Annotated in this window: 24 protein-coding genes and 1 pseudogene; 16 read left to right on the top strand and 9 right to left on the bottom strand. The window is 71.5% G+C overall.

Annotation, left to right across the window (positions count from 1 at the left end):
- Position 1: 1 nt before the first annotated feature.
- The 3 genes from AB0C04_RS27865 to AB0C04_RS27855 form a co-directional block, all read right to left on the bottom strand.
- Positions 2–283 carry a hypothetical protein gene (locus AB0C04_RS27865; protein ID WP_357060055.1) on the bottom strand — a complete coding sequence of 94 codons (282 nt, stop codon included), beginning with the start codon at positions 281–283 and terminating at the stop codon, positions 2–4.
- A gap of 79 nt (positions 284–362) precedes the next feature.
- Complete coding sequence (locus tag AB0C04_RS27860; protein WP_357060052.1) at positions 363–713, bottom strand: DoxX family protein; 351 nt, start codon at positions 711–713, stop codon at positions 363–365.
- Between the two features lie 286 nt (positions 714–999).
- Positions 1,000–1,836 (bottom strand): NAD(P)H-binding protein, encoded by an 837-nt coding sequence (locus AB0C04_RS27855; protein WP_357060049.1) that lies wholly within the window; start codon positions 1,834–1,836, stop codon positions 1,000–1,002.
- A 156-nt stretch (positions 1,837–1,992) separates the two neighbouring features.
- Between AB0C04_RS27855 and AB0C04_RS27850 the strand changes: the two genes are divergently transcribed.
- Positions 1,993–2,397 carry a helix-turn-helix domain-containing protein gene (locus AB0C04_RS27850; RefSeq protein WP_357060046.1) on the top strand — a complete coding sequence of 135 codons (405 nt, stop codon included), beginning with the start codon at positions 1,993–1,995 and terminating at the stop codon, positions 2,395–2,397.
- 119 nt (positions 2,398–2,516) lie between these two features.
- On the opposite strand, the gene AB0C04_RS27845 is transcribed toward AB0C04_RS27850, so the two are convergent.
- Positions 2,517–2,990 carry a MarR family transcriptional regulator gene (locus AB0C04_RS27845; RefSeq protein ID WP_357060043.1) on the bottom strand — a complete coding sequence of 158 codons (474 nt, stop codon included), beginning with the start codon at positions 2,988–2,990 and terminating at the stop codon, positions 2,517–2,519.
- A 210-nt stretch (positions 2,991–3,200) separates the two neighbouring features.
- On the opposite strand from AB0C04_RS27845, the gene AB0C04_RS27840 reads away from it, so the two are divergent.
- Complete coding sequence (locus AB0C04_RS27840; protein WP_357060040.1) at positions 3,201–3,500, top strand: hypothetical protein; 300 nt, start codon at positions 3,201–3,203, stop codon at positions 3,498–3,500.
- Entirely contained in the window at positions 3,500–4,498 is a 999-nt protein-coding gene (locus AB0C04_RS27835; protein ID WP_357060171.1) for an NADPH:quinone reductase, read from the top strand. The genes AB0C04_RS27840 and AB0C04_RS27835 overlap by 1 nt, the downstream gene beginning before the upstream one ends.
- Before the next feature lie 121 nt (positions 4,499–4,619).
- Here AB0C04_RS27835 and AB0C04_RS27830 read toward each other — a convergent pair whose 3' ends face one another.
- Positions 4,620–5,249 carry a VOC family protein gene (locus AB0C04_RS27830; RefSeq protein ID WP_357060037.1) on the bottom strand — a complete coding sequence of 210 codons (630 nt, stop codon included), beginning with the start codon at positions 5,247–5,249 and terminating at the stop codon, positions 4,620–4,622.
- Positions 5,250–5,576: 327 nt separating this feature from the next.
- Between AB0C04_RS27830 and AB0C04_RS27825 the strand changes: the two genes are divergently transcribed.
- From AB0C04_RS27825 to AB0C04_RS27815, 3 genes are all read left to right on the top strand, one after another.
- Positions 5,577–5,828: a hypothetical protein gene (locus AB0C04_RS27825; RefSeq protein WP_357060034.1), complete on the top strand. Its 252-nt coding sequence runs from the start codon at positions 5,577–5,579 to the stop codon at positions 5,826–5,828.
- Positions 5,825–6,589, top strand: coding sequence for a hypothetical protein (locus tag AB0C04_RS27820; protein WP_357060032.1), 765 nt, complete (start codon positions 5,825–5,827; stop codon positions 6,587–6,589). The genes AB0C04_RS27825 and AB0C04_RS27820 overlap by 4 nt, the downstream gene beginning before the upstream one ends.
- Positions 6,590–6,729: 140 nt before the next feature.
- The gene (locus tag AB0C04_RS27815; RefSeq protein ID WP_357060029.1) at positions 6,730–7,605 is read left to right on the top strand and encodes an alpha/beta hydrolase; all 876 of its coding nucleotides are present in this window, start codon (positions 6,730–6,732) and stop codon (positions 7,603–7,605) included.
- 59 nt (positions 7,606–7,664) lie between these two features.
- On the opposite strand, the gene AB0C04_RS27810 is transcribed toward AB0C04_RS27815, so the two are convergent.
- Positions 7,665–8,120, bottom strand: a complete 456-nt coding sequence (locus AB0C04_RS27810) for a phage holin family protein (protein ID WP_357060026.1) — start codon at positions 8,118–8,120, stop codon at positions 7,665–7,667.
- 198 nt (positions 8,121–8,318) lie between these two features.
- On the opposite strand from AB0C04_RS27810, the gene AB0C04_RS27805 reads away from it, so the two are divergent.
- Both AB0C04_RS27805 and AB0C04_RS27800 read left to right on the top strand, forming a co-directional pair.
- Positions 8,319–10,757 carry a low temperature requirement protein A gene (locus tag AB0C04_RS27805; RefSeq protein WP_357060023.1) on the top strand — a complete coding sequence of 813 codons (2,439 nt, stop codon included), beginning with the start codon at positions 8,319–8,321 and terminating at the stop codon, positions 10,755–10,757.
- Between the two features lie 535 nt (positions 10,758–11,292).
- A complete protein-coding gene (locus AB0C04_RS27800) occupies positions 11,293–11,601 on the top strand; it encodes an STAS domain-containing protein (RefSeq protein ID WP_357060020.1) in 309 nt (102 codons plus the stop codon).
- An 88-nt stretch (positions 11,602–11,689) separates the two neighbouring features.
- Here the strand turns inward: AB0C04_RS27800 and AB0C04_RS27795 are convergent, their stop codons facing one another.
- Complete coding sequence (locus AB0C04_RS27795) at positions 11,690–12,352, bottom strand: response regulator transcription factor (protein WP_357060018.1); 663 nt, start codon at positions 12,350–12,352, stop codon at positions 11,690–11,692.
- A 76-nt stretch (positions 12,353–12,428) separates the two neighbouring features.
- Positions 12,429–13,559 (bottom strand): sensor histidine kinase, encoded by a 1,131-nt coding sequence (locus AB0C04_RS27790; protein ID WP_357060015.1) that lies wholly within the window; start codon positions 13,557–13,559, stop codon positions 12,429–12,431.
- A 144-nt stretch (positions 13,560–13,703) separates the two neighbouring features.
- Between AB0C04_RS27790 and AB0C04_RS27785 the strand changes: the two genes are divergently transcribed.
- From AB0C04_RS27785 to AB0C04_RS27775, 3 genes are read left to right on the top strand one after another with little or no spacing between them, the layout of a single operon-like run.
- A complete protein-coding gene (locus AB0C04_RS27785; protein WP_357060012.1) occupies positions 13,704–14,693 on the top strand; it encodes a carboxymuconolactone decarboxylase family protein in 990 nt (329 codons plus the stop codon).
- A 9-nt stretch (positions 14,694–14,702) separates the two neighbouring features.
- Positions 14,703–15,149: a DUF6220 domain-containing protein gene (locus AB0C04_RS27780; RefSeq protein WP_357060009.1), complete on the top strand. Its 447-nt coding sequence runs from the start codon at positions 14,703–14,705 to the stop codon at positions 15,147–15,149.
- Entirely contained in the window at positions 15,146–16,885 is a 1,740-nt protein-coding gene (locus tag AB0C04_RS27775) for a multicopper oxidase family protein (RefSeq protein ID WP_357060006.1), read from the top strand. The genes AB0C04_RS27780 and AB0C04_RS27775 overlap by 4 nt, the downstream gene beginning before the upstream one ends.
- A 64-nt stretch (positions 16,886–16,949) precedes the next feature.
- Here the strand turns inward: AB0C04_RS27775 and AB0C04_RS27770 are convergent, their stop codons facing one another.
- Positions 16,950–17,393, bottom strand: a complete 444-nt coding sequence (locus tag AB0C04_RS27770) for an OsmC family protein (RefSeq protein WP_357060003.1) — start codon at positions 17,391–17,393, stop codon at positions 16,950–16,952.
- 99 nt (positions 17,394–17,492) lie between these two features.
- On the opposite strand from AB0C04_RS27770, the pseudogene AB0C04_RS27765 reads away from it, so the two are divergent.
- The 5 genes and pseudogenes from AB0C04_RS27765 to AB0C04_RS27745 all read left to right on the top strand — a co-directional run.
- A pseudogene (locus AB0C04_RS27765) lies at positions 17,493–17,744 on the top strand (phosphotransferase); the annotation flags it as partial.
- Positions 17,693–17,845 carry a hypothetical protein gene (locus tag AB0C04_RS27760; RefSeq protein ID WP_357060000.1) on the top strand — a complete coding sequence of 51 codons (153 nt, stop codon included), beginning with the start codon at positions 17,693–17,695 and terminating at the stop codon, positions 17,843–17,845. The pseudogene AB0C04_RS27765 and the gene AB0C04_RS27760, both read left to right, overlap by 52 nt.
- A 72-nt stretch (positions 17,846–17,917) precedes the next feature.
- Positions 17,918–18,301, top strand: coding sequence for a VOC family protein (locus AB0C04_RS27755; protein WP_357059997.1), 384 nt, complete (start codon positions 17,918–17,920; stop codon positions 18,299–18,301).
- Between the two features lie 385 nt (positions 18,302–18,686).
- Positions 18,687–19,124: a DNA-binding protein gene (locus tag AB0C04_RS27750; protein WP_357059995.1), complete on the top strand. Its 438-nt coding sequence runs from the start codon at positions 18,687–18,689 to the stop codon at positions 19,122–19,124.
- A 106-nt stretch (positions 19,125–19,230) separates the two neighbouring features.
- Positions 19,231–19,584, top strand: coding sequence for an MmcQ/YjbR family DNA-binding protein (locus AB0C04_RS27745; protein WP_357059992.1), 354 nt, complete (start codon positions 19,231–19,233; stop codon positions 19,582–19,584).
- Positions 19,585–19,630 lie beyond the last annotated feature (46 nt).

Here is a 19,630-nt window from a genome sequence, read left to right as displayed (position 1 = left end):
TTCAGACGCGCGAGGTGAACGATGATGTCGGCGGCAAGCTCGACCGTGCCATGCGCGGCCATCGGCCCTCCGGGCTCGTCCAAATCAGCGCCGCTGCCACATAGACCAGCCCATAGCTTCCACCTGTCCGCAGGTCCTCGAACGCGGCATGCACGGTCTTGACGTTCGCCGGCACGTGCTTCCGCAGCTCGGCGAGCATGGCCACGGGATAGCCGGGCCGAAACCGTTCGTACGCCTCCGCCACGGCTCCGAAGCTCAGGGCGCGACCGGACACGCCGAGCATCCTGACACGCTCTGCGCCGCCCGCGCTCGGTCTTTCAGGCGGGTCAACCCCGGATCGTGAGCAGCGGAGCGGGGTCGGATCACCAGCGGTAGGCCAGGTTCACGGCCAGCGCGGCCACCGCCGTCGAGAAGAACACGGCCCACCCCACGAGCTGACGAGAACCCACTCGCAGATGCGCAACGAGCGCGCCGATGAAGTACAGCACGAGTCCAGCGGCGGCGAGCGTCCCCAGCAGTGGCACCGCGAGCCCGGCCAGCAGCCCCAGAGAGCCCGCCGCCAGCAACATGCCCAGCACCGGTACCCACGATCGGGGCACGCGCTTCATGTCCGCCTGGGCCTTTGGATAGTCGTGGCCGATCAGGTAGGTGACGGCCGCGATGCCGTTGAAGACCGCGGCGACGATGGTGACCGTGATGTAAGCGGCGAACATAGCGCTCCTTCGTGGTTGTCCGCTCACAGGACGAGCTGGCCACCTGAGATGTGACGTGGTGCCCTCAGCGACGGCTCGACGGCCCTGACCCAGGCCGCTCCTATCCGCCCATGCTCGACCGCCCTTCTCGGGTCCCTTCGGCCGGGTTGCGGGCCGCCGCAGGCCGGCACCACTCACCGCTCGCCGGGTGGCACATCGGCCAGCGTACGGCCGAGGGGCAGCCGGACCCACGGATCGCGCGCGGCTGGGTGGCTCCCGGCGCTGCGGCCATTCCGGTGCCGGGTTGTCAGCGGAACGCGTCGACGTGGCGTTCGATCCAGTGTGCGAAGGTGCGCGGGGGCCGGCCGAGCAGCTGCTGGACCTGAGGGCTGATGCGCTGCTCCGCCGGCGTTGGTTCGCCGAGGATGGACAGTGTGCCGTCGACGACGGGCTCGGGCATGAACTGCAGCATCTGTGCACGTGCCTCATCGCGTGTCTGTCCGACGAAGTGGATCGGTTCGGCGAGCGCGGCGGCGAGGTCGGCGGCGCGTTGCCGCGGTGTGCTGAGGGCCGGTCCGGTCAGTTCGTAGAGGTGGCCGGAGTGTGCGTCATCCTGCAGGACGGTGGCGGCCACGTCGGCGATGTCGTCCGGATCGATGAGCGGCAGACCGACGTCGCCGAACGGTGCGGCGACCGTCCGGTGGGCACGGACCGACTCGGCCCAGGCGTACGCGTTGGAAGCGAACCCTCCCGGCCGCAGGATCGTCCAGGCCAGGCCGGAGTTCTCGGCTGCCCGCTCGATCTCGCGCAGCGGTGCGTGTGACACCGACTGCGGGCGTGTTCCAGCCGCCTGCGACGACAGCAGCACCACCCGTTCGATCCCACCGGCCTGGCTCACCTTGAGGATCTGGTGCACGTCCAGGTGGGCGCCGGCGCCGGCGACCAGGAGGAACAGCGTGTGAGCGCCGGCCACCGCGGGCCGGAGGCTCTCCGGCTGGGCCAGATCGGCCTGCTGGTATCGCACGCCCTCAGGAAGGTCGACCGGCAGTTGTCCGCGTGACACCGCGGTCACCGCAGTGGTACGCGCGAGTGTCTTCAGCAGCGAACGACCGACGTTGCCCGTGGCGCCTGTTACGACGATCATGATCAGTCTCCCTCTTGTGCAGGGGTCGCCTCCGGCTGGCGCGACCTCGCGTCGTCGTGCCCGCGTAGCTGCGGTGCGGCGACGTCTGCGGGGGACCGTAGCAACGCCGGTATAGTAGGTACCTAGAAGAAAGTGACTACCCGAGCGGAGCCGCAGATGGCGCAGAGTCAGGCGAAGTGGCAGGCGCCGGTGTCCGCCGATCCGGAGCTGGCCTGCCCGATCGCCCCCGTCGTGGACATCGTGTTCAGTCGGTGGACGACGCCGATCCTGTGGGCGCTGCATGAGTACGGCCGGCAACGGTTCGTCGAGCTGGAACGGCGCCTGTCCACGATCACCCCGAAAGTGCTCACCCAGCGGCTGCGGCAGCTTGAGCGTGACGGTCTCGTGGCACGTACGTACCATCCCGAGGTGCCACCGCGGGTCGAATACGAGATCACCGAACTCGGGGCCAGCCTCGGCCCGCTCTTCGCCCATCTGACCGAATGGGCTGCCACCCACCTCGGCGAGGTCGAGCAGTCACGGCACACCTACGACGCCGCCAGGCAAACCGCTACGCGCTGACATCGGCAGGTGTGTGCGTGCGGCGTCTCGACGCCGCCCCCATACCCGGCGCCACACCGGACCCCCGAACCGTGGTGACCCTGGTTGTCGGGTCACGCGTCCGCGGTGGCCGGCGCTGGTCACGTCGCCGAGCTGGTCGCTGCCGGAGTCGCCGGCGGCGCGGTCGCGATCGCCCGCAGGGTGTTCTTGAACTGCCCGTACCGTTCCGCCCCGAGCAGCGCGGCATGCCGGGCCTCGATCTCGGCGACCACCATGTCGGAGTAGCGCATCAGCGTGCGGCCACGCTCCGTGGGCATGATGAGTTTTGCGCGCCGGTCGGCGGGATCCGCCTCACGCCGTAGGTAACCGAGTTTCTCCAGCTCGTCGACGATGGTGCCGATGGTCTGCTTGTGCCGGCCAGACAGGTGCGCGAGTTCACTGGGTCGGATCCCGTCCTCATCCAGGTACGCCAGGACGGCGCCGTGTCGGGGCGTGATGTCGTCGAAGCCCTCCTCGGCGCTTCGGCGGAACAGTTCCTCCTGCAGGCCGAAGAACAGCTTCGCGGCGAGTACGCCCAGATCAGGGTCCTGCCGCTTGCGCACGCTGCGCTTCATCCGCCCTCTCCCAACCCCGGCCGTCAGGATCCGACTCCCGCCGGCCGCGACCCCTGGCGGGACCGGGCGCCGATCGAAACCGGCGTCCGGACCTGGCCGGCCGCCCACGCCCACACAGGGCAGGTTACTACGAAGATGTGATGGTCATCATTTGTGACAGTCACGAATCCTGACTATGTTCTGGTCCGTACCCGAAAGGATCGAGGAGCGATGAGGACCGTAGAAATCACCCGTCTCCGCGTGCCCGCGGCACGCGCTGACGCCCTGCTGGCCGCGCGACCGGCGATGCTGCGCGACTTCCAGAGCGATCGCGCCGGCTTCCTCGGCGCGCAACTGATCTGGCTGAGCGCCGACGAATGGTTGGACGTCGTCTTCTGGCGTTCCCCCGAGGACTTCGCCGAGTCCCGGCGCCGGGGCGGCAACCGGCCCGGCATCCAGGCGTTCTTCGCGCTGATCGACACGGTGATCAGCGTCGAGGAGGGCACCACCACCGATACGGTGAGTGCGTGATGCGCGCGGCCTGGTACGACCGGCAGGGCCCGGCGCGTGAGGTGCTCCAGGTCGGTGAGTTGCCCGAGCCGCGGCCGGGTGAGGGCGAGGTCCGGGTCCGGGTCTCGGTCTCCGGGATCCACGTCGGCGACCTCGGCAAACGCCAGGGCTGGTGGGGCTCGACGATGCCCTTCCCCCGCGTCGTACCGCACGGGGACGGCGCCGGGGTGACCGACGCCGTCGGACCGGGCGTCGATCCGGCACGGATCGGCGAGCGGGTCTGGGTGTACCTCGCCCAGTCGTACCGGCCGTTCGGCACCGCCGCCGAATACACCGTGGTGCCCGCCCGGCACGCGGTGACGCTGCCTGCCGGCGTGCCGTACGAGCAGGCGGCCGGGCTCGGCATCCCGGGCATCACCGCCCACCGGGCGATCTTCGCCGACGGGCCGGTGACCGGCCAGCGGGTAGTCGTCACCGGAGCTCTCGGCGCGGTCGGCCGGGCCGCGTTGGCGGTGGCCCGCCGGGGCGGCGCCACCGTGATCGCGACAGTTCGCACCCCGGACCAGGTCGAACAGGCGCTGGCCGCAGGAGCGCACCACGCGGTAGACACCACCGGCGACGACGTGGCCGCCCGGATCCTCGAACACACCGGTGGGGAACCGATCGACCGCGTGGCCGCGCTTGCCTTCGACGCCAACATCGCGACCGACCTGGAAATCCTCCGGTACGGCGGTGTGATCGCCACCTACGCCACCGGTGCGGCCGAGCCACGTATCCCGTACTGGCCGCTCGGCTTCAAGAACATCACGGTCCGGTTCCTCAGCAACGACGACTTTCCGGAGCCGGCGAACGAGGCTGCCGCGGCCGACCTGACAGCCGCGCTGGTCGCCGGTGACCTGCGCTACCCGATCGCCGCCCGGTTGCCGTTGGCGGAGATCGCACAGGCCCACGAACTGACCGAACACAGCGCGGCCAGGGGCCGGGTCGTCCTGGACATCGAAGCCTCCCGGTCATCCTGATCATCGGCGCGAACGACGCAGGTCCTCCCGGTCGGCCAGTGCGTCGGGGGCCTGCCTCGCCGGTTGTTCAGCAGAGTGTGGCGGCGAGGCCCCAGCATCACCGGCAGTTCGGCGCCCCGGCTCACCGGGGTGGCTTGGCCCCGGTCTGCTCGCTCGCCATGTACGTCGCGTACCAGTCGGGCCAGTTCTCGTCCCGCTCGCCGGTGCGCTCCTCGTGCTCGCCGTGGGCGGCGGCCGCGCGTCGGAGCGCGCTCGCCAGTTCGCTCGCGGAGCCGAACGACGTCACACCGGTCTCGATACGCCCGGGAAGCCTGGTCGTGATCTCCTGCATCAGCCAGGTGTTGCCGTCCGGGTCGTGGAAGGTGGCGCGCGAGAAGTAGCTGCGCCGCTCGGGATCCGGCCCGTTGACCGGGCCGTTCGGGCTCGGATGGAAGATGTCGCCCACCTCGACACCGGCGGAGACCAGGGCGTTGCGGGCCGCCTCGATGTCGGAGACGATCAGGTACGCCATGGCCGAGCCTGGCGCCGCCGACGTGAGTTCCGGGCCGAACTGCACCGAGCAGCCGGAGCCGTGTGGCGTGAGCTGGACAATGCCAGGCGGTGTCTGGTCGAGCCGCCATCCGAGGCGCCGGTAGAACTCCTTCGCGCGGTCGACATCCGACACCGGCACGACGATCACCTCGAGCTTGAGGTCGAGGTTCTCGATGCTCGTCGTCTCACCCGCGTCGCTGCGAGCATCCTTCGGGCTCATCGCGGCCTCCCTGAACTGATCGCGTCCCCATAGGCTCGCCCGGCGTACCCGTGAATCTCCTGGCCCGCGCGGCGCGACGGCGGCCGTGTCCCCCGGATGGGCACGCGAGCCGCCGTTGCCGAGCGCCGCTGGCGACGCAGGGTCCCGATCACCACGCTAATGCTTCCGCCCCGGCCGGATGCCTCGTTCCGGCATCAGCCGGGCGACCTCTTCGTAGCCCGGCCCGCTCCGAACAGGGCGAGCAGCGCGAGGAGGATGACCTCCTTGCCGTGGGCGGCCGGCAAATCGGGGTGTGGCAGTGGCCAGTGAGCCGGACAGGTAGGGGGCATGGACAACCAAGGAAAATTCGACGAGCTGTCGGACGACGCTCGACCGTGGCTGTTCGCGGTGGCCCGCAGGACCATGGCCAACCAGTCGCGCGGCTGGTTGAGGCGCCAGGCCCTGGACGTCCGACTGGTGTCACTGGAGGCACGCGAGCAGTCCGACGACAGCGTGAGTGTGGCGGCGCGGATCGACCTGGAACGCGCCTGGCACGCGTTACGCCCGACGAAGGAGCAGCAGTCATGGAGCCGAGCATGAGGGACCTGCAGCAGTTGGCCGTGCTTGACCCAGCGCGCGGGCGCGAGCCCAGCCCGGTGGAATGGACCCGTTCCGAGGCGTTCGTCGAGCGTGTGATGGCCGGCCAGGCCACCGGGGAGTCGACTCGCCGGCCGGTGCGGCGCCGGCTGGTGGCGGCCCTGGTCGCGGCCGCCGCCGCGGGTGCCGTCGCGGTCGTGGCCGTGCCCGCCTTGCTGCCCGGAACGGCTGAGGACGCGGTCGCGGCCTGGACGCCCGCGCCCGGGTCGCTCACCGGCGAACAGGTGCTGCCACAGGCCCGGATCTGCGCGGGGAACGACGTAGGGGGCAGCTCCCCGTCGGTCGACCCGGCGGACGTGCTCCTCGCCGAGCAGCGCGGGCTCGCGACGCTGCTCATCATGCGCAAGAGCGGCGGCGTCATCGTCGAGTGCATGAGCGCGGGATCGGGCGACGACCTGCTCGCCTCGATGGGTCTGGCCGACGGCCCGCTGCCGGCGCTGCCCACCGGCACGGTGGACCTGCAGACGATGAGTTCCGTGGGTAGTGGTGACGCCATATGGTCGAACATCGTCGGCCTGGTGTGCCCGGGGGTCACCGGGGTGGACGTACGGCTCGACAGCGGCAGGGTCTTCCAGGCCAGCGTCAAGTCCGGTTGGTGGGCGGCCTGGTGGCCGGGCCCTGAGGGCGGCGAGGTCGACCGCCTCACGGTCACCGTGCACACCGCAACGGGATCGACCAGCTACCGCCCGTCCGAGCTGGCTTGACCTGGACCGGCTGCGGGGCCCGCGGGCCCCGCAGCCGGTCCACCCGCCTCCAGCACGACGTCTGATGCGCTGCCGGCCCGCCGGGCCGCTCCCGTCACGTCGCGCCCTGCCCGATCCCACCTGGCCGTAGTCTCAGCGTCATGACGAGGACCCAGACACACACGCTCGCCGTGCCCGGCGTCGATCTGGTCTACGACGTACGAGGACCGCTTCCGCCGGCCGACGGCCGGCCGGCGTTGCTTCTGATCGGTCAGCCGATGACGGCGGAGGGCTTCACCGCGCTCGCCGCCAACTTCACCGACCGCACGGTCGTCACCTACGACCCGCGCGGCCTGGGCCGCAGCATCCGGACGGACGGCCGGTCCGACAACACGCCGCAGCAGCAGGCGGCCGACCTGCACCTGCTGATCGAGGCGCTCGGTGCCGGTCCGGTCGACGTGTTCGCGAGCAGCGGCGGTGCGGTGACCGCGCTGGAGCTGGTCGCCACCCGACCCGGCGATGTCGTCACGCTGGTGGCGCACGAGCCGCCGATCAACGCCGTGCTTCCCGACGCGGCAGCCGCCGAGCGGGCCCGGGCCGCCTTTTACGAGGCATATCAGGCGAAGGGCTTCGGCGCGGGCATGGCCGCCTTCATCGCGATGACGTCCTGGCAGGGTGAATTCACCGACGCCTACTTCGCCCAGCCCGCGCCCGACCCGGCAATGTTCGGCATGCCGACCGAGGACGACGGCAGCCGCGAGAATCCGCTGTTGTCGAAGAACTCCTGGGCGATCACCGACTACCGCCCCGACCCGGGCCTGCTCAACGCGGCACCGACCCGCATCGTGATCGCCGTCGGCGAGGAGTCGGCGCAGACCTACACCGCGCGTACGGCCCTCGGCACCGCCACTCTGCTCGGCCAGCAGGCAACGGTGTTCCCGAGCCATCACGGCGGCTTCCTCGGCGGCGAGTTCGGTTACGCGGGCAAGCCCGAGGAATTCGCCACGAGGCTCCGCGAGGTCCTGGACGCTGGCTGACCATCGCGGCCAGCCGCGAACCGGGCAGACAACGTCGCGGCGCGCACGCCGCCGTCCGCTCAGGGCTTCCGCTGTCGATTCAGCTCGTCGCGGGCGATGTCGGCGCCGGCCGGCATCACCCGGCCCGCGGTCGTCGACACCATGTCGCGCACCTCGTCCGCGAGCCGGGCCGAGGTGCCACCCGCCGCGCGCAGCTGTTGCAGCCCCAGCCGGCCGAGCACCACGGCCGCGGCCACATAACCAGCGGTGAGACCGGCCGTGGCCAACCGGCGGGGCAGGAACGCCTCCAGCATGCGCAGCACGGTGGCCGAGGCCGCGCCCGCGCCGAGCACCAGGCAGGCACTCGCGGTGCCCAGCAGGACGACGCCCAGGCCGGCCGGACGCAACGTCTCGGTCAGCTGGTCGCGGACGACCCGCACCTCGCCGCGTACGGCGTCGGCCACCTCCGCCGTCAGCCGTTCCGTCGCACTGCCCGTCCGCCCGTCATGCCGGGGTTGGCCCGTCGCGTCGCTCATGGCCCCTCCACCTGTCGAGCTCTTGAACTCGCGGGGTACCCGGCCGGCTCTCGGACACACCCGGCGGGTCGGTCTTTCACTCCTCCGTCACCCGGCGACGGGCCGTCAGGCTGAGCATCACGGTGTCGGCCTGCGGGCGCGGAGCCGAGGGTTCATCGTTCGTCTGCCGCTGATCTCATTCGTTGAGACAGTAGGCGGGTGAACGGCGGCGCTGGGGAAACGGCTTCGCCCGGGCCGACGCCGCCCGATGGACAGATCAAGGTTGCGACGCATGGCGGGGTCACGCGCTCGGAGCTCTTTCTGGATCTGGTCTTCGTCTTCGCCTTCATCAACGTCACCCGGCTCATGTCGGAACGCTCCGCTCTGGACGCGTTACTGCAGGGAGCCGTGGTGGTGCTGCTGCTCTGGCGCAGTTGGGTCGGGTACGCCTGGGCGGGGAACCTGGTCCGGCTCGACCGGGGAGGCCGGCCGGTCGTCGTGTTCGCGGCGGCGACCGCGATCCTGCTCGTCGCTGTCGCCATTCCGGAGGTCTTCGTCGACCAACCGGGTGGGCTTTCCGGACCCCTCGTCTTCGTCGGCGGTTTCCTGGCGGCTCGGGTGGGGTCCCTGCTGATCATCGCCCGCGAGCAGCGAGGCTCGGCGAACTCCGCCGCTCCGGCCCGGCGGGCGTGGCTACCCCTGGCCGGCAGCGCTCCCCTGCTGCTCAGCGCGGCCCTGCTGCCCTACCAACTACCGGCTGGGCGGAGAACGGAAGTTCTCCAACTTCTGCTCTTCGGGGTGGCGATCGTCGTCGACTACGCGGGGTTACGGGCACCCGGCACCGGCAGCTGGCAGTTGACGTCAGTTCGACACTGGGTCGAACGGCACAATCTGATCATGCTGATCGCTCTCGGCGAGACGATCATTTCGATCGGCACCAGCCGTGGCTTCATCGGCGACGATCCGATCACCTGGTCGGTGCTCGCCGGCTCCGCGCTCGGTCTTGTCGTCGTGGCGTTCCTGTGGTGGGCGTACTTCGACATCGCGTCACCCCGTGCCGAGCAGGCGTTGGATGCGACCCCGGCTGCTGCCCGGTCCCGCCTCGCCCGCGACGCCTACACGTTTCTGCACCTGCCGATGATCGGCGGGCTCATCCTGGTGGCGTTCGGGCTCAAGAAGGCGCTGGGCGGGGCCAAGGTCGGCCACCCCGACCATTGGGACGTGGCCGAACCGGCGGTTCTGTACGGCGGCGTGATCCTGTACCTGCTCGGTTTGTTGGCGTTCGAATGGCGCATCGTTCGGCGGGTCGGCCGTGGCCCCGTGCTCGGCCTCGTGCTCGTGGCGCTGCTGATCACGCCGGCCCGCCATCTGACAGCCCTGGGATCACTCACGCTCCTCGCCGGTGCGCTGGTCTGCGTGGTGCTCGCCCACGTGACGGTGCTGCGACGTCGCCACCGCCAGCTGCACCGCGCCGTCGCGGTGACGGCCGGCCAGGAGGTCGACGCCACCCCGGAGGAACTCTTCCTGGATCTGGCCTTCGTGTACGCGTTCATCCAGGTCACCGTGCTGATGACCCGACACCCTTCGGCCGTCGGGGTGCTCCAGGGACTGGCCGTCCTGGCGCTGCTGTGGTGGTCCTGGGTCAACTACACCTGGTTCACCACCACGATCCGCAACGCAGGAACCCTGCTGCGACTGATCGTGCTCGCCGCGGTGGCCCTGATCCTGATGCTCGGCGTCGCCATACCCCAGACGTTCAGCTACGTGCCCCGGGGGTTGCCCGCGCCGCTGATCGTCGTAACCGCGTACGGGGCGGTACGCCTTCTGCACCTGGTGGTGTTCTGGCTGGCGGTCCGCCACGATGCCGCCCTTCGCACCCCTGTGATCCTGGCAGCCGCACCGACCGGGGTGGGGATGGCCCTGCTGCTGTGCGCGGTGTTGACCGCCCCGACCACCGGCGACCCACTCACCCCGTTGACCACCGTGTGCTGGGTCGTCGCCATCGTCATCGACGTGGGCGGCGGCTACCTCATCGGAGCCCGCAACTGGCGGCTGCACTCGGTCAGCCGATGGATGGGCCGCTTCAACCTGGTCATCCTCGTCGCGCTCGGCCAAGCGGTCGTCTCCACCGGCATAGCCGTGGGCGACCCGCCCATCTCGATCGCTACTCTCGGAGCCGTAGCGCTGAGCGCGGGACTGCTGTCGGCATTGTGGTGGACCTACGTCGGGACGGATGTCGTCGTCGGCCAACGGTTCGCCGAGCTCGCCACCACCCGCCAACGAGGCGCCCTGGCCCGCGACGCCTACGCGTACCTGCACCTGCTCCTGGTCGGCGGTCTCGTGCTGGTCGCCTTCGGGTTGCGCACGACCTTGCCGCAGGGGCGGCATGCGAGCACTCCGATGATGCTCGGGCAGCTCACCCTGGTGTGCGGAATCATCGTGTTCCTGCTCGCCGATCACCTCGTGTGGCGACGCGCGCACCGTCGCGTCGGTCGCCGATGGGCGGTGATCCTGGTCGTCGTCGCGCTGGCCCCCGTGACGACGATGCTGCCGACACTGTGGGCGTTGGTCGTGCTCACGGTAGCGCTGCTCGCCGCGCACGTGTTCGGGCGTTCGGCCACCCCGCCACTGGAGACGGTGCTCACCGACCGGGCCTGAGTCGCCCGAGCCAGAGTCCTGTCGCCGGGCGCGATCCGGTACACCGATGCCCCATCGCGGTGCCGTCACCCGCGGCCTGCGAACTGATGCCTGGCCAGGGCCGTCAGCGTTGGATCATCAGCAGTTCGTAGTCGGCGGCGGTGCGAGGGTCCCGGGTGAGCGAACCGTCGGCGCGGGGTCGACCAGGACGTGCGGTCCGACGTCGGTCGCCTCCAGTAACGCCCGTGGTACCGCCTCTGCCGGGTCGGCCTCGACGGCCGCGTCCTGGCCGACGTCATCCAGGTAGTCGATTCCGAGTGTGTGCCCCAACCGCCGCCGTGTCACGCGACAGCCGTGCCCCGCCGCGAGTGATCCGCATGCTCGGCGAGCCGCCGATCGCCACGCTGCGACCCCGTCCCGTCCCTAGCGGAGAACCCGTGATGCTTCCCTGACCGTACCCCGACGATCCCACCTTCGGCTCCGCGAGCGATCCGGAGCCGGCCGGCGTCTTCCCCGTGTGCAGCCCGGTGGGCATTCCGGCCCGACGCCGCCCGCGATGACGGCTCTGTCGATCACGTCGATGATCCGGGCGGCAGGCGTGGTCACCCTCGTTCTGCGCGGATCGGTGGGCCGCGCCGACGTCGACGCCCTGCGCACCGCGTTGAGCGACGTCCTACGCCTGCACCGGCCGGCGAGACTGGAGCTCGACATGTCCGGCCTCTTCGAGATCGACCCGGGCGTCACCGGCATGATCACCGCGATCATCCTGGACGCGAGTGGAGGGACGAAGATCGGCATCGTGCGGGCGCCGGTCACCGTACGCCATCAGCTGCGGCTCTCCGGTGGAGAGGGTCTGCTGACCTGACCCTGCGCCACCGTGTGCGACGCCAGTCTCGCCGATCGCGAGCCCGAACGTGCCGGCGCGTGATACCTGCGCCTGAATCTCGCCCGCCTCACCTGCGACGCGGTGTGATCAGCCCCGACTCGTACGCCCACACGACCAGTTGTGCACGGTCGCGACAGTGCAGCTTGGTCATCGCCCGGTTGATGTGCGTCTTGGCGGTCAACGGGCTGATCACCATGCGTTCGGCGATCTCGTCGTTGCTCAGCCCCCGGGCGACGAGCTCCACGATCTCCTGTTCGCGCGCGGTCAGCACGTCGCGTCCGGCTGCCGGGTCGGCCGGCGGCGGACCGGCGACGAACTCGCTGATCAGCGTGCGGGTGACCACCGGGGCGAGCAGTGCGTCGCCGCGGGCCACGACGGCGACGGCCTGCAACAGGTCGGCGGGGTCGGCGTCCTTCAGGAGGAAGCCACTGGCGCCCGCGCGGAGTGCGGCGAAGACGTAGGAGTCGAGCCCGTAGTTGGTGAGGATGAGCACGCGGACCGCGGCGAGGTCGGGATCGGCGGCGAGGCGCCGGGTGGCTTCGATGCCGTCGAGTCCCGGCATCTGCACGTCCATCAGCACGACGTCCGGCCGCAGGCGTCGCGACAGTTGTACGGCCGAAGCTCCGTCGGTGGCCTCGCCGACGACCTCCAGGTCGTCCTCGGCGTCGAGCAGGGCCCGGAACCCGGCCCGCATCAGGGCCTGGTCGTCGGCGAGCAGCACCCGGATCATGCCGGCTCCTCCCTCCGGTCGGAGCCGCCACGATCCATGGCGGACTGAACTGGCCGGACGTCGCGCAAGCGTTCGGTCATGCTTGTTCGTCCAGCGGGAACCTGGCCCGTACCGCGAAGCCGCCGTCGTCGCGGGCGGCGGCGTGCAGCGTGCCGCCCAGTCCGGTGATCCGTTCCCGCATGCCGCGCAGGCCCACCCCCGGGGTCACCGGCCGGGCCGGCGTGGCCTGGCCGTCGTCGGTCACCGAGACGGTCAGCTGCGCCGGGGCGTACTCGACGTGGATCTGCGCGGTGGCGGGGCCGGCGTGGCGGGCCACGTTGGTCAGGGCCTCCTGCACGACGCGGTATCCGGCCTGGTCGACCTCGGCGGGCAGGTCCCGGGGCTGACCCGTGACGCTCACCTGCACCGGCACGCCGGCCGTCCGGGTCCGCTCGGCGAGTTCGCCCACCCGGGCCAGCCCGACGCAATCCCCGTCGGAGGGTGAGCGCAGGACGTCCAGCGTCGCCCGCAGTTCCCGCATCGCGGCGCTGCTGGCCTCCTGGATCGCCAGCAGCGTGGCCGACGGTTCCTCGCCGTGCTTGCGGGCCAGGTGCACGGCGATCCCGGCCTGCACCTTGATCACGGAGATGTTGTGGGTGAGTGAGTCGTGCAGATCCCGGGCGATGCGCAGGCGCTCCTCCCCGGCGCGACGCAACGCCATCTCCTCGCGGGTGCGTTCGGCCTCGACCGCCCGCTGCTCGACCTGTTCCAGGTACGCCCGGCGCTGCCGGGCGATGAGCCCGGCGATGTTGGCCGCGAAGAACCAGCCCAGCAGCAGGGCGGTCCGCTCGACGATCTGCTGGCCGGGCCGGCCGGCGGGCGCGACCGAGATGTCGCGGGCCAGGAAGCCGCTCAGGAAGACCAGGCTGGCCAGGGCGGTGACCGATCGGTGCCCCCGCCAGGCGGCGACGTAGACCGCGCCGAGGACGGGGAACGCGGCGGACACCCCGGGGTGCACCCGTAGATGCAGGGCCAGCATCGTGGCGGTCACCGCGATCAGCGCCACCACCGGGTACCGCCGGCACACCGCCAGGGCCGCCGCCATGACCAGGACCAGGGCGACGTCGAGCGCCCGCACCGGCGCGGCGTCCGGCGCGAGCGCGGCGTTGCCGAGCAGGAGGAGGCCGAGGACGAGACCGCTGAGGGCGTACGGCAGATCGCGGCGCATGGTCGCACTGTAGAGCGGCCGTCGTCAGCGGGGCATCCCGCGCGCGCAGTAGTTGAGGCGTACTGCGGACGCGGTATCGGTGGTGGGCCAAGTGCCTGCGGTGGCACGACGTTTTCCGGTCCCGCCGCGGCGAGCATCGAGCCCATGACATACCGCTTCTTCACCCCCACTCCCGCAAAGGCGGCGACCGGTCTCACCGCGGAGGTCTACCGACAGCTGCGCGACGAGTTCCTCGGGCCGGCGCCCACCTTCCAGGCGCTCTCGGCCGTGCCGGAGGTGCTGGCCGCGACCTGGGCGCTGATGCGTGAGGCCCTGCTCGCCGGGGACGCGTCCCGGGTCGACCGCGAGGTCGTCGCGTCGTCGGTGTCCCGGGCCAACCGCTGCCGGTTCTGCGTCGACGCCCACGTGATGCTGCTGCACGCGCTGGGCGAGCACGAGCTGGCCGAGGCGATCGCCCGGGGCGGCACGCCACCGGAGCCGAGGCACGCCGAGCTCGCCGCCTGGGCCGAGGCCAGCCGCAGCCCCAGAGCCGCCGGCTGGACCAGCCCGTACCGCCCGGAGGTCACCGGCACCCTGCTCGCCTTCCACTTCATCAACCGGGTCGTCTCGGCGCTGCTCGACCCCGATCTGCTGCCCGGCGGCCTGCAGCGCTCGCGCGCGGTGCGGTCCGTCGGGGGCCGCCTCTATGCAAGGACGGCCCGGGAGCCGAAGGAGCCGGGCCGCGGCCTGCCGCTGCTCGACGCCGGAACGACGGCACCGCCGGCCTGGGCCGGGGACAGCCCGGTGGGCGTCGCGTACGCGGGGTTGCGGAACGCCGCGCTGCGCGGCGGGGACCTGCTGGGCGACGTGGCTCGCCAGACCGTCACGGCCACCGTGCGCTGGGAGGACGGACGGTACCCGGACCGGCCCGCGGACTGGGCTGTCGACCTGGTCCGGGACGTGCCGGGCGCGGACCGGGTGGCGACACGCATCGCCCTGCTGACGGCGTTCGCGCCCAGCTCGGTCACCGTCGGCGACGTCGCCCTGTGGCGGATGTCCCACCCGGCCGACGCCGACCTGGTGCGGCTGGTCGCGTACGGCGCGATCACGGCCACCGACCACGTCGCCCGGGCACTGGCCCCGGCTCCCCGCTAGGAGGTCACCATGCGCAAGGCCTTGGTCATCGTCAGCACGCTGCTGCTCGTCTCGTTCGCCCTGCAGTTCCTCTTCGCCGCCGTGGGCGCCTTCACGAAGCCCGCGGGCGACGGCGCCTATGTCCTGCACAGCGTCAACGGGATGGCGGTCATCCCCGTCCTCTCCCTGCTCACCATCCTGCTCGCCGCACTGGCGAAGGCACCGGGGCGGCTCGTCGGACTGGCGTTCCTGCCGCTCGGTTTGGTCGTCGTGCAGGTGCTCCTCGCCGCGCTCGCGAACGGGTCCACCGATGCCGCGGGCGCCAGCACTCCGTTCGGCCTCACCATCGCCGCGCTGCACGCCCTCAACGGAATCGTCGCGGTGCACGTCGTCCTCGGCGTCTGCCGGGCAGCGCGGAAGCTGGCCCAGCCCGCGCCGGCCGCCGACACGCAGGTGACCGTCAAGGAGCCGGCATGAGCGTCGGCTCGCTGCTCGCAGCCGATCTGGTGATCGCGATCCTCGCGGCCGCCGGCTGGCTGGGCGGGGGCGCCGCGTCGGCTGCCCGGCGCCGTCCGCTCGCCCTGGGGCTGGCCGCCTTCGCGCTGCTCGCCACGCTCGCCCGCGCGGTCACCATCACCGCGCTCGCCCGCGCCGGCTGGTGGTTCGCGGCGGAGAAGGTCCTCGTTGCCGCCCCGCTGTCGCTCGCGGCGGTGGCCGTCGCCGGGCCGCGGCTGCTGCGGGCCCCGGACGACATCCGGTCCGTCGCGGTCCCGCTCCTCTTCGGCGGGTACGCCGTGAGCGGCGGGCTGCTCGTCACGGTCCTGCACGGCTATCCGGCGTCGCCGGGCGTGGGGCTGCTCGCGGTCGCCGGGGTCGTCGCGGCGACCGCGGTGTCCTGGCGCGCCCTCGGCCGGCGCCCGTCGCGGACAGTGTCCCGGACGGCCCTCGCGGTGGCGGTCGCGGCGCTGGTGACCGGAACCGGGCTGGCCGCCACCCCGGACGCGGCTCCCGGCGTACCCCATGATCACGAATATCGGGACGCGCGGACCGTGGGCGAACCGACCCGGCGGTTCACCCTGACGGCCGGGACCGCCACGGTGAGCGTGAGCGGCCGGGACGTCGGGGCGTGGGCGTTCAACGGGCAGGTTCCCGGGCCGGAGCTGACCGCCACCGTCGGCGACGTCCTGGAGGTGACGCTGCGCAACCGGGACATCGGGCGGGGCGTCACGCTGCACTGGCACGGGTACGACGTGCCGAACAGCCAGGACGGGGTGCCCGGCGTGACGCAGGCGGCGGTGCTGCCCGGACAGGAGTTCGTCTACCGGTTCCGCGCCGATCAGGTCGGGACGTACTGGTACCACACGCACGCGGTCTCCGACGTCGGCGTGCGGATGGGGCTCTACGGCGTCCTGGTGGTGCGCGCGGCGCCGGTGAGCGGCGTCGACGTCACGGTGCCGGTGCACACGCTGGCCGGCCTGCCGTTGCCCGCACCGAAAGTGGAGCCGGTCGAGGCGGGGGCGCCCGTGCGGCTGCGGTTGATCAACACCGACAGCACGACGCACCGGTACGCCCTGGCCGGAACCCCGTTCCGGGTGGCCGCGATCGACGGATACGACCTGCGGGGCCCCACCCCGCTCGTGGACACCGCCGTGCTGATCCCGGCCGGGGGACGCTACGACCTGGTCTTTTCCGCGCCCGCCACACCGGTGGCGCTGTTCGTGGACGGACGGACGGTGTGGTCGACCGGAGGCGTGTCGGCGGCGACCGGCGGATGGCCGGTGCTGGATCCGCTCGGCTACGGTGTCGGTTCTCCGGTGCCGTGGCCCCGGTACGACAAGGAGTTCACCCTCGTCCTGGATCGCGGCCTCGACCTGCACGGACTGCTTCCGCGCTATGCCCACACCGTCAACGGCGCGGCCGATCCCGACATCCCACCGCAGGTCGTACGCCTCGGCGACGTCGTCAAGTTCACGATCGTGAACCGATCATCGGTGGTGCACCCGTGGCATCTGCACGGGCATCACGTCCTGGTGCTGTCCCGCAACGGAGAGCCGGCGACCGGGAGTCCCCTGTGGTTGGACTCGTTCGACGTCCGTCCCGGCGACGTGTGGGAGGTGGGGTTCCGGGCCGACAACCCCGGGGTGTGGGCCAACCACTGCCACAACCTGGCGCACGCCGACGCCGGGATGACCCTGCACCTGATGTACTCGTGACCCGCCGGTGTGGGAGTGCTGACCGCTGTCGCGCGAACGCCACCGGCGACTCCGCCCGGGGACCTCAGTCCTCGTGCGAACCGGCAGCCACGCTGGTCGAGACGGGAGTGCCCAGCTCGACGGTACGGGAGACGGTGCAGAGCCGGTCGTGCGACTGCTGCAGCGCCCGGGGCAGCGCCTCGCGCGCTTTGTCGCCGTCCTCGCCCGCCGGGAACGTCACGGTGAACGCGACCGTGAGGTTCTCCATCCGGTTTCCCCCGGTCTCGTCCCGGATCTTGTCGCCGGTGACCTCGACGGAGAACTCGGTCGGCTCGGCGCGGCGGCTGGTGATGTAATCGACGTCCACCGCGGTGCACCCGCCGATGGCCGCCAGCAGCAGTTCCACCGGCGTGAAGCTGCCGTCCTCACCCGTGCCCATCGACATCGACCCGCCGCGGCTGTTCCGCACGACGTACTGCCCCATGCTGGTGCGCTCGATCTCCACCGAGCGGAAAGTGTCCGCACTCATGACAGGCACGCTACCCAGGTCCGCTGATCCCGGGGCCACCGGCCGGCCGAGCGTCGGACAAGATCCGGCGGGGAGCAGGTCCGCGAACGCGGCCGGCGGGCGGTGATCCACGGTGACCTGACTCCGGCGAACATCCTTGTCGACACCGCGGGCAGCCCGAGCGCCGTGCTGGACTGGGGCTTTCTGACGACCGAGGGCGACCCGGCGTTCGACGCGGCCGTCGCCGCGGCGATCTTCGACATGTACGGCACGAGGCGCCGCAGGTCGAACAGGATCTCCTCGACCGGATCGAGGTGCGGATGGGCTATGACCAGGCCACGATGCTCGTCTATCGGGCTGCATACTCGCTGATCTCGGCGAACGCCTACGATCCGACCGGCCAGGACGGCCACTTCGCCTGGTGCGTGGCAGCACCAAACGGGGCCGACGTCGCCAAGGCCTTGCTGGGCTGACAGGTCAGGACGTGCGTCCGCGGAGCGCTGTCGTGCCGAGACAGCGAGTTGCGCCCCGCGTACGTTGACGCCATGGCGACCTACTGGACCCTGGGCTGCGATGCCGACGATCCCCAGCGGATCGCTGCCTTCTGGGCGCTTGCCCTCGGCTATGTCAAGGAACCCGGTTTCGACGAGCCCGACAACGCCTCCATCGTCGACCCGGACGGCAGGGGGCCCGCCATCGGCTTCCTGAAGGTGCCGGAGGGCAAGTCCGCCAAGAACCGGATGCACATCGACGTCCGGGTGGCGGGCCCCGGTCCCTGGGACATGGCCGAGCGTGCCCGGCTGATCCGGCAGAAGGTGCCCGAGCTGGTGGCCGCCGGCGCGACGGTGGTCCGCGAGGAGTTCTATGGCGACGCGTTGGGGCACGTCGTCATGCGCGACCCCGAGGGCAACGAGTTCTGCGTCGCCTGAGGTCGGCCTCCTTCACCCCGGTCCCGGGCTGACCGCCAGCAGTGCGCCCAGGACATTGGTCGGATCCCCAGCTTCCGGAGGAGGGCCGGAGGTGGTGACCGATGTAGGAAACGGCGCGCCCGAGTCATTTCCTGGTGACGGAGAAACTCTGACAGGAGGGCCGGAGCCAGTGCCAGCCGCGTGGCCGGGCGTCGTGGATCGCGCCGGGCGCGCTGTTCGCGTACCAGCTGGTGCTGGTGTCGGAAGGAACCGACGACAATCCGCCGTCGGTGGCCGTGAGGAACTGATCTCGCGCACGCTGAGCCGGCGGCGGCGGCGCCGCTGCACCGCCGCCGGTTATCAACATTCCGTTGACAACAGTCGGTTCATGCACTGGAATCGGTTCATGACCCAGACGCAGGACGACCCGTTCGCCGCGCCCGACCCGGCCCGGGCGCGGGCCCACCGCACCTACGCGGCGCTCAACCGGATCACCGAACGGCACGCCGGCACCGACCCCCGTCGGCGTCGCTACGCCAACCCGTACGTGGCCGACCCGTGGGAGGCCGTCGCCCTGGTCACGGCCCTGGCCGCCGGCGGGGCCGAGCTCGACGACGGCGAGGAGCCGGTCGACGCCGGCGACCTCACCGCCGCGTTGACCCTGCTGCCGCACGTCCGCGCCGAACTCGACGCGCTGGAGGCGGGCCTGTTGACGCTGGCCCGCGCTCGCGGGCTCACCTGGCAGGCGATCGCCTTCGGGCTCGGGCTGGGAAGCGCGCAGGCCGCCCGGCAGCGCTTCGACCGGCTGGCCGACCGCACCGGAGCGACCGCCGCGGGGCAGTGACCGGGTCGCGGCCGCCCCACCCGCTCTCCTGACAGCGGCGTCAACCCGGGACGGCTCCCACTACCTCGGGCAGACTGTGCGGGAAGCCAACCGACGGGAGGGCGCGATGCGGCGCGAGGAGATGCTGGCGTACTGCCTGGCGAAGCCGGGCGCCTGGCTGGACCAGCCGTGGGAGGGCGACGAGGTGGTCAAGGTGGGCAACCGGATCTTCGCGTTCCTCGGCTCGCCGGCGGCCGACCCGACGATCGGGTTGAAGTGCGGCCCGACCCGGGAGGCGGCCGACGAGTGGCTGCACCGGTACCCGTCCGACGCCCGGGTGATGCCCTACATCGGACGGTCCGGGTGGAACACCCTGCGGCTGGACGGCGGGATCGACGACGAGGAGCTGACCGAGGCGGTCGACGCGTCGTACGACGCGGTGGTGGCCAAGCTGCCGAAGCGGGAGCGGCCGACGGTGTGACCAGCCATGGGGTGCCCGCGCGGCGCCCGAGGGGGCGCCGCGCGGG

It is taken from the genome of Micromonospora sp. NPDC048909 (assembly GCF_040649635.1).
Classification (GTDB): domain Bacteria; phylum Actinomycetota; class Actinomycetes; order Mycobacteriales; family Micromonosporaceae; genus Micromonospora.
This window is presented reverse-complemented; position numbering and strand designations above follow the sequence as displayed.